Below are 12,355 nucleotides of genomic sequence, written 5' to 3'. Positions count from 1 at the left end.
CTTCAACTGAAATAAAGAGGAGTCGTCAGGAAGTGTCATAAAAGCTGCCTCCTCTCCCCTTGGAGAGAAAGCAGCAAGATATGACATGTTTAAATTCAGCTATCCTTAGTGTTGATCATGGTAAACGGGCTTTTCGTCGTCGTTCCTGCCAGGAGATCGCCGCCGGTTGATTCAATGATCTTATTTGTTACCGTATTCGAAATCGCATGACTGACCATTTGCAATAAATCATTCACTTCTCCTTGTGACTGTTTGAACTCCTGTACAAGCGGGATTTCATCCAGTTCATCCTGAAGAGCGTCAATTTTGGCGTCCGTTTCCTTTAATGCCTCTGTTTTACCGTAATGCTTCAGGTTGACAGCTTCTTTTTGCAGTTTCTTGATCTGCCCGATGATTTGCTGCACCTTCAGATGCTGATTGATCTGACCTTCTGCACGTTTAAAGAAATCCACTTCTTCCGTCTCAGCAATCATACCGGCCAATTCTCTGGCTTTATTCAGGATCTCCTGTTTCGTATAGTATTCGCTCACAGCTGAGCCACCTCCGCTTCAGATACCAGTTCACCATTTAATGACCAAGACTTGGCATCTGTAATTTTTACGTAAACCAACTCCCCAATCACCGATTTCGGTGCCTTGAAATTGACTAATTTGTTTGTACGTGTTCGCCCCATAAGAACATCGGGATTCTTCTTGCTTTCCCCTTCAACAAGTACTTCAACAGTCCGGTCTCTCATTCTTTCATTACTCATGGCTGAATGCCTGTTAACCACCTCGTTGAGTCTCTGCAAGCGGTCTTTTTTCACTTCTTTAGGCACATCATCCTCCATCGCTGCTGCAGGCGTGCCTTCCCTTGCAGAGTAGACATAGGTGTAGGCCGCATCAAAAGCCATTTCCTTAACAAGACTTAATGTGTCCTGGAACTGTTCTTCGGTTTCATTCGGATATCCGACAATGATATCTGTCGTTAAAGTAGCGTGAGGAATTTTTTCTTTGATTTTATCAGCGAGCGCCACATACTCTTCCCGCGTGTATTTACGGTTCATGATTTTGAGGACATCATTATTTCCGCTTTGAACAGGCAGATGAATATGCTCCATCATATTACCGCCCTTTGCAATTACGTCGATAAGCTCGTCATCAAAATCCCAAGGGTGACTTGTCGTAAAACGGACTCTCGGAATTCCGATATCCCGGATATCATCCAACAAGTCTGCAAGCCGGTAGGAACTGTCAAGAAGGTCTTTTCCGTATGCATTCACGTTCTGTCCGAGCAACGTAATTTCCTTATATCCGTTACGTGCCAAATGCCGAACCTCTTCAATCACATCTTCAGGTCGTCTGCTTCGTTCTTTTCCCCTGGTGAACGGAACGATACAGTACGTGCAAAACTTATCACATCCGTACATGATATTGACCCACCCCTGGAACTGACCTTTTCTCGCACGGGGCATATTCTCAATAATATCCCCTTCTTGTGACCAGACTTCAACGATCATTTCCTTACTGAATATGGCGTTTTTAATTAGTTCAGGTAAACGGTGAATATTATGGGTTCCAAATATCAGGTCGACATGCTGGTGTTTCTGCAGAATACGGTTCACAACACTTTCTTCCTGAGACATACAACCGCAAACCCCAACAATCAATCCCGGGTTTTCCCTTTTCATCACCTTGAGGTTTCCAATTTCTCCAAACACTTTGTTTTCTGCATTCTCTCTGATTGCGCACGTATTCAAAAGAATGACGTCAGCCTCATCCTGATTGACAGTTGATTCAAAACCCATTTCAAGAAGTATGCCCGCCATGTTTTCTGAATCATGTTCATTCATCTGGCAGCCGTATGTGCGAATCAGGAATTTCTTCCCTCGTCCAATGTTTGCCATATCTTCAGGGATCTCAAAATCATAATGGACAAAGACATCTTCTTTCCCACGTTTCTTTGCACTTTTTAAATCAGGCGGCTGATAGGTCGCCTGAAAATACTGGGAATAATCTTTCGCCTGGCCGGATTTTTTGTCCGCAGACGATGTTTGTTCCACAGTAATCTCCTGATACTTCCTTTGCTCTTCATTCATTCGTATCTGAACTCCTTTTTGAAACAGTTTATCACTCTGCATTATATCGGTAAAAACCTCAATAAACAACCGTGGAGGACAGACGATTTCGCCGGTCCTCCATGATTTGTTATTCCGTTATGATTCCAATCTCCTGTCCCGCTTTTTTAAATGCCTCCAATGCCTCGTCGAGGAGTTCAACCGTATGTTCAGACGTGACGATTGTGCGCACACGTGCCTGACCTTTTTGCACAGTTGGAAACGCGATGCCTTGGGCGAATACCCCGTATTGAAGTAATTTGTCAGAAAGCTGATGAGCCTTCTTTTCATCACCTACCATGACAGGCGTGATTGGCGTCTTGCTCTTCCCCGTATCAAAGCCCAGCTCCTGTAAACCTTTCTTGAAATACTCCGTGTTGTACCAGAGGCGTTCAATTCGTTCCGGCTCATCGATAAGGACCTGAATCGCTTCCTGGCAAGCAGCAGTGACCGTCGGAGGGTGAGATGTGCTGAATAAGAACGGTCTTCCTTTATGAATCAGGTAATCACGCACTGCTTTCGTTGAAGCAACGTAACCGCCAAGTACACCAATTGCTTTACTCAATGTTCCTACCTGTATGTGGACCCTGCCGTCGAGCCCGAAATGATTCACCGTTCCGCGTCCGTTTTCGCCGAGAACACCGCTGGCATGCGCATCATCCACCATGATCAGTGCATCATATTTCTCGCACAGCTCCACAATCTCAGGCAATGGTGCAATATTTCCATCCATACTGAACACTCCGTCAGTGACAACGAGACGCTTTCGATAACCTGAAGATGCCTGAAGGGCTTCCTCAAGACTATTCAAATCCACATGCTTATAAATCTTTCTGGCTGCTTTTGTTAATCGGATTCCATCAATAATGGATGCGTGATTGAGTTCATCGGAAATGACGACATCTTCTTTTGTCAAAATTGAAGCCAAAACAGCTTGATTTGCCGTAAACCCTGACTGGAAGACAAGTGCTGCCTCCGTGTGTTTAAAAGCAGCAAGCTGTTTCTCGAAATCTTCATGCATTGAAAACGTCCCTGCAATCGTCCTGACACTTCCGGTTCCTGCACCAAACTGATCCGCTGCACGGACCGCTGCGAGCTTCAGTCTCGGATGATTCGTCAATCCTAGATAATTATTTGAAGAGAGCTGTATCACCCTCCTGCCATCAATGGAAACCACTGCATCCTGATCGGTTTCAAGCGGCACGAGTGAACGAAACACCCCGTCTTGCCTCATCTGGTCTAGCTCTTTCTCTAAATATTCAAACCCCTTCACAAACCATCACTCCCTGTAAAATGATAACAATATTCAAACATTGATGATCTTCACACAAGTTATTAGCCGAGCCATCACGTTTGCAACTTTCTGTAATCGTACTCTTCCATTTTAACACGTTCCATGACTGATTTACGATCTCCGGTACCTGGAGGCACCCGTATTCCACTAACTCGTTTAATCCCGGATTGTTTAAGGAATAAGGACAACTTTCCCACAGTTTCCTTCGATCATTAAATCAAACCCCTTCTCAAACTCCTCGAGGGGGAAGGTATGAGTCATCATCGGTGTCACGTCGACTCTTCCTGACCTTAAGAGCCCTGCTGTCTGTTGCCAGGTTTGAAACATTTTTCGTCCTGTAATTCCCTGAACGGTCAAGCCTTTAAAGACAATATCGTTGGTCACATCGATTTCAACGGGCTTTGAAGGCAGACTCAATACCGCAACCCGCCCTCCATTGGTTGCCATTTTAAATCCCTGATTCATCGCCACGGGGTGCCCGCTCATTTCACAGACCACATCCACGCCATTACCGGAGGTAAGCTTATCCACTTCATCCAGCGGGTCCTGTTCACCGGAATGGATCAAATGATCCGCCCCCATCTGACCCGCCAACTCCAGTCTGTACGGATTCAAATCAAAGGCAATGACTGAGGATGCACCGCTTGCCTTTGCGATACCGACAGCCATAAGACCAATCGGTCCACAACCGATGACAGCCACCGTTTTCCCGGATACTTCTCCCTCTAAAACCGTATGAACTGCATTTCCAAACGGTTCTTGAATACTTGCTTCCTCAAAAGGCAGGTCGGGATCATTAACCCAAAGATTTTCTGCAGGTAAAGAAACATACTCTGCAAAACAGCCGTCCCTGTCAACCCCAATGATCTTTGTATCCTGACAGATATGCGCTTTGCCTGTCATACACTGAGGACAGTGACCGCAAACGATATGTGTCTCTGCGGATACATGATCACCCTGTTTAACATTCGTGACCAAATCCCCAACTTCCTTTACAACCCCCGAAAATTCGTGCCCAAATACATAAGGTGGTTTCACACGGCTCTCCGCCCACCTGTCCCATTCATAGATATGAACATCTGTCCCGCAGATAGACGCTGCTTTCACTTCTATCAGAACTTCTTTCGGACCGATTTCAGGTATCGGGACCATTTGCATCTCAGCGCCGTGACCCGACCGATGTTTTACAAGCGCTTTCATTTCTTTTCGCATAAAATCACCTCTGTTAAAACGTAACTGCTTTTACTTATTTCAGTTTATCACGGGAGTAATGTGCACGTAAATAGTACCGTCCACACTCAGTGGACATTTGATTTCCGAGTGAAAATTATTGAACATTTTCTTTGTATACAGTGATGCTTACTCAAAAATGCTTGATTAACGGCCTAATCGAGCGTGTTTCAAACTAAAACACCCGACCGCTCTCATAGCGGCCGGGTATCTTTTCAATCCCTTAAATCGTTTATTTAAATTCTGCAACGAGATCTTCAAACTGATCTTGTTCAAGTTCAATATTTTGCTTTGAAAGACCCTCTTCTTTGAAACCATGTACAAGATTTTCATAGGATGGCTTCTCAAGATCCTGGTAGATCAATCCTGTTACAAGCCCGTTATGCTCCATCAGAGTATTCATGGCACTGATACGATTATTAGGGTTATAGTCTTCGATGGTTCCAAGAGAAACAAGATTTTCTTTAAACCAATCGTAGGTATTGATTTTGTTAAATGTTACACACGGGCTGAACACATTGATCAATGAGAACCCTTTATGTTCAATCCCTTTTTCAATGAGCGATGTCAATTCTTTAAGATCACTGGAGAAACTTTGGGCCACAAATGTTGCACCAGCCGTCAGTGCCAGTTCCATGACACTGAGTGATGTTTCAATTGACCCTGCCGGGGTACTTTTTGTTTTGAATCCCATCGCACTTCTTGGCGAAGTCTGCCCTTTCGTCAAACCGTAAATCTGGTTATCCATCACGATATAAGTCACATCAATATTTCTGCGAATAGCGTGCACGGTATGACCCATGCCGATTGCAAATCCATCACCGTCACCACCGGAAGCGATCACCGTCAAATCACGGTTTGCCATCTTCACACCCTGTGCAATCGGTAACGACCGGCCGTGAATGCCGTGGAGTCCGTATGAGTTAATATAACCGGAAATCCGCCCTGAACACCCGATACCAGATACAACTGCAAGCTCCTCAGGAACGATGCCTACATTTGCTGCAGCTCTCTGTATCGCTGCCTGGACGGAGAAATCTCCGCAACCTGGACACCAGTTTGGCTTTACATTATTTCTGAAGTCTTTAAACGTTGCCATAGCTGAACAGCTCCTTACATTTATTGTGTAACTCTGCAGGCAAAAACGGATTTCCGTCATATTTTAGAATTGACTGCACCTCGCCGGCATTTGTATTCAGTTTTACAAGCTGGCGGATCTGACCTGTTGCATTATTTTCAATAACAACGACTTTCTTTACTTTATCGATCATTTCCTGTAATTCTTCTGATGGGAATGGATGAAGAAGTCTGAGCTGCGCCTGATTCACTTTGATCCCGTCTGCTTCAAGACGCGGAATCATTTCCTGGATCGTCCCTCTCGTTGAGTTAATGCCGATAACAAGAAGATCTGCCTCATCGTGATTCTCATACTTTTTGATCGGCTCATGGAATGTGTCTTTCAGAGTATTTAATTTACGAAGACGCTTGTCCATTTGAGCCTGTCTGTTTTCAGGACTTTCAGAAGGTTTGCCTTGTTCGTTATGTTCAACACCCGTAACGTGATGCAAGCCATTTTTCATACCAGGAATCGGACGTGGCGAAACGCCGTCTTCCGTTACTTCATAACGGTGATAATACTGACCGTTTTCAAGTTCAGGCAATTCCTCGTTGATCAGTTTACCACGACGAATTTCAATACGGTCATAATCAAGCGGGTCAACGGTCTGCTTACCCAGTGACAAAGCAAGATCCGTCATCAAAATAACTGGCACCTGATATTCTTCAGCGATATTGAACGCCTCAACCGCATCATAGAAACCCTCTTCAACACTCGATGGTGCCATGACCACTTTAGGAATCTCCCCGTGTGTGCCGTGGATCATCGCAAGTACATCAGACTGTTCCTGCTTTGTCGGAAGGCCTGTAGAAGGTCCACCGCGCTGTGTATCCACAATCACAAGCGGTACTTCTGTAATCCCGCTGAGTCCAATCGCCTCCATCATCAGCGAGAGACCCGGTCCCGAAGAGGCGGTCAATGTACGGACACCCGCATAGTTTGCACCGATTGCCATGGTACAGGCAGCAATTTCATCCTCCGTCTGAATGACGGTTCCGCCATACTCAGGAAGCTTTTTGATTAAGTACTCCATGATTTCTGAAGCCGGGGTGATCGGATAGGCCGGCATAAATCTAGCGCCACCGGCAAGTGAACCGAGAGCAATGGCATCGTTCCCGATCATAAACAGGCGATTCTCACCATCTGCTTCTTCAAGTGTATAATCACCAAGACTCGCGTCACGCGAATCTTCAAAGTACTTCATCCCGGCTCGGATCGCTTCCATGTTCTTTTCAACAACAGAAGACCCTTTTTTTGCAAAAATCTGTTCTACGACTGAATAGAAAATATCTGATTTCAATCCGAGCAGCGCTCCGGATGCACCTACAGCAACCATGTTTTTCATAAGAGAGGTGCCGAGTTCAGATGCTATTTCGGTAAATGGAACCGGATATAAATGGCCATTACACCCTTCAGGCAGCTTCGGACCAAATTTACTGTCCGCCAAAATAACGCCGCCATCCACAAGCTCATGATGGTTTACATCAATGGTTTCCTGATCAAATGCAACAAGAATATCCAGATCATCGGAAATTGAATTGATATTATACGTACTCACACGAATTTTATTATTCGTATGCCCCCCCTTAATTCTAGAAGAAAAATGGCGGTACCCGTAAAGGTAATAACCTTTGCGATTTAATGCCATGGAAAAAATTTCACCTGTACTTTCGATACCTTCACCTTGCTGACCCCCAACTTTCCAGGAAAGTTGATTAATCATGAAAGACACCCCTTGTCATTTGCCGCACACATCAACGGCTTAGATTTTGAAATACAATCCTTAGATATGTAATGCTTGGATGAAACGAGATGAAATCAAATCGATCGAACACCTCACAATAATATGTGCAAAATGCACCCCTGTGCATTTGTGCACGTTATCAATTAAACACAACTATATTGTAACATAACTTTCACACTTTTATAAGATCGAATATTCTTTCATTTAGCGCTTACATGATTGAAATGACGGGGATTTTGTGAAAGAAGAGAAAAGAAAACACAGCTTGAAAAATCAAGCTGTGTCAAAATAGTGATTAAAAAATGAATACCGCAGTCAAGACACCGATAATCCCGATAGCAGCCAGTGTGTAAACGGTCCTGATCGGCATTAATCCATCATTTTTCATCGCTTTACCAAACATGAAAAATACGACCGGATGAACGAGGAAAGGCATTGAAAAGATAAATGGAATCAATGCTGCTGCCTCTGCTCCAAGCATCCCTTCCTGAATTGCGGCAAATAAACCAAAGTGTGAAATGGCTGATGCCTGCGCCATACCGCCGTAGTCAAAAGGCATCGCACTCATGCTGAGAAGAACAAGTCCGCCGAAGACAGCTACAAGCTGCCAGCCGAAGGAAAACTGCATCAGGGCCTTCACCTCGACGTTGTCCTGCCCCTTTGCCTTACCCAAATTGCGAAGTGCTAAAATCGTCAATCCAACACCTGTAATAACAATCAAGGCTGCAGGCAGTAACATCAGGGAGCCCTGCTCTGCGCTGATAGCCAATACAGAGAAGACGAAAACATGACCGAAGAACGGGATATTAATCATGATCGGTGCTCGCTTTGCAGCCTGGTTTCCGAGGTCACCTGCTGTACAGGCACCCGTCAAACCTGAGTGTGATAAAGCCCCGGCCATACCAGGAGCGAGATTTCTCACATGATTTGTTTTTGCAAAGAAAATCAGCAATGCAATTCCGCCAAACATCCAGAATAACTGACCGAAAAAGCCATAGGCTAATACAGCGTTCATGCCATCAATTTCAAAAGCATCCGATATTCTTGATCCACCGACCATGAAGTTCCCGGCAAGGACGACTGGAATTCCGGCGAAAAGAAGCGCTTTAATGGTTGGTCCATATGACCAATTATAAAAAATCGCACCGATTGCTGCTGAAATCAACATGGCAAAAAAGATTTGAGGCAATGCCACCGTCGGTTCAATCCACATCGCCACATGAAATGCGATGAAGAGTACCACAACAATCATAACCATCTCGATCAGACCTTTACGTATGTAGAGGGACTTATTCGTGATCGTAGCCTTGTTGTCAATAAAAATAACCGCACCCACAAGCCCTATATAGGCAATCAGTGCATACACATCACTTAAGCTGCTCAATCCGCTTCCAACGAGTACGCGAAACAAACCCTCTAGACCGATCAGGAGAAAAAAAGACCGGATAATCATTACTAGCTGTGTACGATTCGTTCCCAGAACCGCCTCTTCCATGGATGGAGTAACCATTTCGTCCATTTTCAATTCTTTATTCGAAAAAATCTTGCGTAATTCCTGTCCACCAACGAAAAAAGTGACGACAAGTGCGATAATCGTAGTAGCTGCAATCAGGTTAATCATTGGAAAATCTGGCAATCCAGGCTCAGATACGCCCGTTTCCACAAGAATGAATCCCATAGAAAGGCCGAAAATTACAATAATCAGAATTGGCGAATATCGTGTACCTGCCACAACGGTCCGGCTGATCAACACCATCGGAATGATTAAAAACAGTGAGATCCAAAATTGATTTAATAATTGCAAACTTGCAAATTGATTCATTACTTCTTCCATAATATGCCTCCCAGTTTTGAAAATCCTATCTAAGAATACGCGATAATCTTTGAAAAGTAAATATCATTTAAAGGGATTTCCAAACCTCTTTTCGGGATTTGACCGTTTTGTGAACAATCATCAAACTGACCGGCTCAAATAAAAAAAGCCACCCGGTCTTATATGCCGGGCAGCATCACCTTTACGTTATCTCGGTTCTACGATCAGCTTAATGGCAGTTCGTTCTTCACCATCAATTTCAATATCAGTAAAAGCCGGTACACAAACAAGATCAAGGCCACTTGGTGCAACAAATCCTCTTGCAATGGCAACAGCTTTGACCGACTGATTCAGTGCACCTGCTCCAATTGCCTGAATTTCTGCAGAACCGCGTTCGCGAATCACGCCTGCAAGAGCACCAGCTACTGAATTGGGGTTGGATTTAGCCGAAACTTTTAATACTTCCATGTCTGTTCCTCCTCGTGAGTTTAATTACTATAATTTAGTTTGTGAAAGGAATAAGTTTCTTTTCTACATCTGTTCCTTTTTTGAAGAGGAATAAAACCCCATTTTAATCCGGTTCGCATAATTTACTCTTTAGTCAAAGAAAGGATGATCTTCACTAATCTGAATACGTTTGATCGTCTGTGCTTTTCCTGTAAGCGGATCGGATTCGATAAACAGCCCATTCAGCTGGGTGCGACCCTTCGTCACCTCAAACCTTGTTGGGAGTCCCGTCTGAAAGCGTCCGATCACAGCCTCACGGTCAACCCCGAGAATCCCGTCATAAGGTCCTGTCATGCCTGTGTCAGTTATGTGCGCTGTTCCTCCGGGGAGAATTCGTTCGTCAGCAGTCGGAACATGGGTATGGGTACCCGCGACTGCAGTGACCCTGCCATCAAGAAACCAGCTCATTGCGAGTTTTTCACTTGTCGCTTCAGCATGAAAATCCACAAAAATATGCTTGTAATCCTTGCTCAGATCATCAATAACACCATCCAGTTTTTCAAAAGGGCAGTCTGAAGGTTGCATAAATGTCCGACCTTGGGCATTGATAACGGCAATGCTCTTACCGTTATACTTTCCTGTCACAATTCCCTTACCGGGATTATCATCAGGAAAGTTGATTGGACGGGCGATATTCATCACGTCATCAATAAAGTCGAATATTTCTTTTTTGCCCCACATATGGTTACCCATCGTTAAGATATCAGCCCCTGCTGTGATCAGCTCATGATACACTTTTTTCGTCAAACCTTTTCCGGATGCAGCATTCTCCGCATTTACAATTGTAACATCCGGCCTGAATTTACTTTTCAGTTTGGGCAGATACTCTTTCAGTACACTTCTTCCTGGTGAGCCAACTACATCACCAATAAACAGCATTTTCATCACTGGAAAACCCTTTCTGTGGCATTAAATTTACTCGAAAAAAGAAATAAAGTGGTATAAACCACTTTATTTCGCATACTCAACTGCTCTGGTTTCACGTATAACCGTTACCTTAATGTGGCCAGGGTAGTCGAGTTGATCTTCAATTTTTTTCGTGATATCCCTTGCGAGACGGTAAGAATCTTCATCTGTAATGAAATCCGGTTTAACCATGATCCGGACTTCCCGTCCTGCCTGAATGGCATATGTTTTTTCAACACCCTCAAAGGATTCTGAAATCTCTTCAAGCTTTTCAAGACGTTTAATGTAAGTCTCAAGTGTTTCTCTTCTTGCTCCTGGTCGAGCCGCAGATAATGCGTCTGCAGCCGCCACCAGTGTAGCGATAACAGATGTTGCTTCTGTATCTCCATGGTGGGATGCAATGCTGTTAATGACGACAGGGTGTTCTTTGTACTTCGTTGCAAGCTCAACACCAATTTCAACATGGCTGCCTTCAACTTCATGATCAATCGCTTTACCCAAATCATGAAGCAAACCGGCACGTTTCGCCAATGTCTCATCTTCACCTAATTCTGCAGCCATCATAGCACTCAAATGTGCCACTTCCATTGAATGCTTCAGCACATTTTGACCATAGCTGGTGCGGAACTTCAGTCGTCCGAGAATTTTGATCAGGTCCGGATGCAGATTGTGAATACCCATTTCAAATGTTGTCTGTTCACCATACTCACGAATTAACTCGTCTACTTCCCGTCTTGCTTTTTCGACAGTTTCTTCAATGCGAGCAGGGTGAATTCGTCCATCCTGTACGAGTCGTTCAAGGGTCGTTTTCGCGATTTCACGTCTGATCGGATCAAATCCGGAGAGGATAACCGCTTCTGGTGTATCATCAATTATCAAATCGATTCCGGTCAATGTTTCCAAAGCCCTGATATTACGACCTTCACGTCCAATAATCCGGCCTTTCATCTCATCGTTTGGCAGATTGACAACGGAAACCGTTGTTTCTGCGACATGGTCTGCTGCACATCGTTGAATGGAAGTGGATAAAATCTCTTTCGCTTTTTTATCTGCTTCTTCCTTCGCTTTTGTGACAGAATCCTTAATGAGCACCGCTTTTTCATGAACGAGTTCCTTCTCAACAGTTTCCATGATGATATCACGCGCTTCGTCTTTCGAAAAGCCTGAGATTCGTTCAAGTTCTTCTTGTTGTTTGTTTACGAGTTCCTCGACTTTGCTATTCAGTTCGTCGATTTCATGCTGACGCTTCGATAGATTCTCCTCTCTCGATTCAAGAGATTCTTCTTTTTTATCAAGCGTTTCACTTTTTCGATCCAACACTTCTTCCTTCTGAAGGAGGCGGTTCTCCTGTTTCGACATTTCATTACGACGGTCACGCACTTCTTTTTCAGCTTCCATGCGAAGTTTGTGCGCTTCATCTTTCGCTTCCAGCACCGCTTCTTTTTTGCTTGCTTCCGCTTCGCGCTTTGCATCTTCTACCGTTTGCCTTGCGAGCGCTTCAGCACTGGAAATCTTCGCTTCCGCTAAAGATTTTCGAACGAAATAACCGATTAGGATACCAATTAATGCCACGAATAGCAAAACGAGGATTTGTAAGATCAAGTCCAAGACTGATTCACCTCCTCATGCTATTACTGATTTTTGTTTCT

The 12,355-nt window shown here is 44.3% G+C and carries 10 protein-coding genes; all 10 read right to left on the bottom strand.

Going from position 1 to position 12,355, the window contains the following annotated elements; translation table 11 throughout:
* Positions 1-95 precede the first annotated feature (95 nt).
* Positions 96-530, bottom strand: coding sequence for a RicAFT regulatory complex protein RicA family protein (locus tag BSEL_RS09330; protein WP_013172752.1), 435 nt, complete (start codon positions 528-530; stop codon positions 96-98).
* Positions 527-2,077: a tRNA (N6-isopentenyl adenosine(37)-C2)-methylthiotransferase MiaB gene (gene miaB / locus BSEL_RS09325; protein WP_013172751.1), complete on the bottom strand. Its 1,551-nt coding sequence runs from the start codon at positions 2,075-2,077 to the stop codon at positions 527-529. The genes BSEL_RS09330 and miaB overlap by 4 nt, the downstream gene beginning before the upstream one ends.
* A 109-nt stretch (positions 2,078-2,186) precedes the next feature.
* Entirely contained in the window at positions 2,187-3,368 is a 1,182-nt protein-coding gene (locus BSEL_RS09320) for a glycine C-acetyltransferase (RefSeq protein WP_013172750.1), read from the bottom strand.
* A 192-nt stretch (positions 3,369-3,560) separates the two neighbouring features.
* Entirely contained in the window at positions 3,561-4,601 is a 1,041-nt protein-coding gene (gene tdh / locus BSEL_RS09315; RefSeq protein ID WP_013172749.1) for an L-threonine 3-dehydrogenase, read from the bottom strand.
* A gap of 250 nt (positions 4,602-4,851) precedes the next feature.
* Positions 4,852-5,718 (bottom strand): 2-oxoacid:ferredoxin oxidoreductase subunit beta, encoded by an 867-nt coding sequence (locus BSEL_RS09310; protein ID WP_013172748.1) that lies wholly within the window; start codon positions 5,716-5,718, stop codon positions 4,852-4,854.
* Complete coding sequence (locus tag BSEL_RS09305) at positions 5,705-7,459, bottom strand: 2-oxoacid:acceptor oxidoreductase subunit alpha (RefSeq protein ID WP_013172747.1); 1,755 nt, start codon at positions 7,457-7,459, stop codon at positions 5,705-5,707. The genes BSEL_RS09310 and BSEL_RS09305 overlap by 14 nt, the downstream gene beginning before the upstream one ends.
* 316 nt (positions 7,460-7,775) lie before the next feature.
* Positions 7,776-9,314 carry a hypothetical protein gene (locus tag BSEL_RS09300; RefSeq protein ID WP_013172746.1) on the bottom strand — a complete coding sequence of 513 codons (1,539 nt, stop codon included), beginning with the start codon at positions 9,312-9,314 and terminating at the stop codon, positions 7,776-7,778.
* A 186-nt stretch (positions 9,315-9,500) separates the two neighbouring features.
* Entirely contained in the window at positions 9,501-9,761 is a 261-nt protein-coding gene (locus tag BSEL_RS09295) for a stage V sporulation protein S (RefSeq protein ID WP_013172745.1), read from the bottom strand.
* A 129-nt stretch (positions 9,762-9,890) separates the two neighbouring features.
* Complete coding sequence (locus BSEL_RS09290) at positions 9,891-10,685, bottom strand: TIGR00282 family metallophosphoesterase (protein ID WP_013172744.1); 795 nt, start codon at positions 10,683-10,685, stop codon at positions 9,891-9,893.
* 66 nt (positions 10,686-10,751) lie between these two features.
* Positions 10,752-12,314 (bottom strand): ribonuclease Y, encoded by a 1,563-nt coding sequence (gene rny / locus BSEL_RS09285; protein ID WP_013172743.1) that lies wholly within the window; start codon positions 12,312-12,314, stop codon positions 10,752-10,754.
* Between the last annotated feature and the right edge of the window lie 41 nt (positions 12,315-12,355).

The sequence above is a fragment of the [Bacillus] selenitireducens MLS10 genome, from assembly GCF_000093085.1.
Classification (GTDB): domain Bacteria; phylum Bacillota; class Bacilli; order Bacillales; family Salisediminibacteriaceae; genus Salisediminibacterium; species Salisediminibacterium selenitireducens.
This window is presented reverse-complemented; position numbering and strand designations above follow the sequence as displayed.

Bases quoted from the DNA above. Each gene is read 5' to 3' on its own strand.
- miaB (WP_013172751.1), bottom strand. From the start codon at position 2,077: ATGAATGAAGAGCAAAGGAAGTATCAGGAGATTACTGTGGAACAAACA.
- tdh (WP_013172749.1), bottom strand. From the start codon at position 4,601: ATGCGAAAAGAAATGAAAGCGCTTGTAAAACATCGGTCGGGTCACGGC.
- BSEL_RS09290 (WP_013172744.1), bottom strand. From the start codon at position 10,685: ATGAAAATGCTGTTTATTGGTGATGTAGTTGGCTCACCAGGAAGAAGT.
- BSEL_RS09295 (WP_013172745.1), bottom strand. From the start codon at position 9,761: ATGGAAGTATTAAAAGTTTCGGCTAAATCCAACCCCAATTCAGTAGCT.
- BSEL_RS09310 (WP_013172748.1), bottom strand. From the start codon at position 5,718: ATGGCAACGTTTAAAGACTTCAGAAATAATGTAAAGCCAAACTGGTGT.
- BSEL_RS09300 (WP_013172746.1), bottom strand. From the start codon at position 9,314: ATGGAAGAAGTAATGAATCAATTTGCAAGTTTGCAATTATTAAATCAA.
- BSEL_RS09305 (WP_013172747.1), bottom strand. From the start codon at position 7,459: ATGATTAATCAACTTTCCTGGAAAGTTGGGGGTCAGCAAGGTGAAGGT.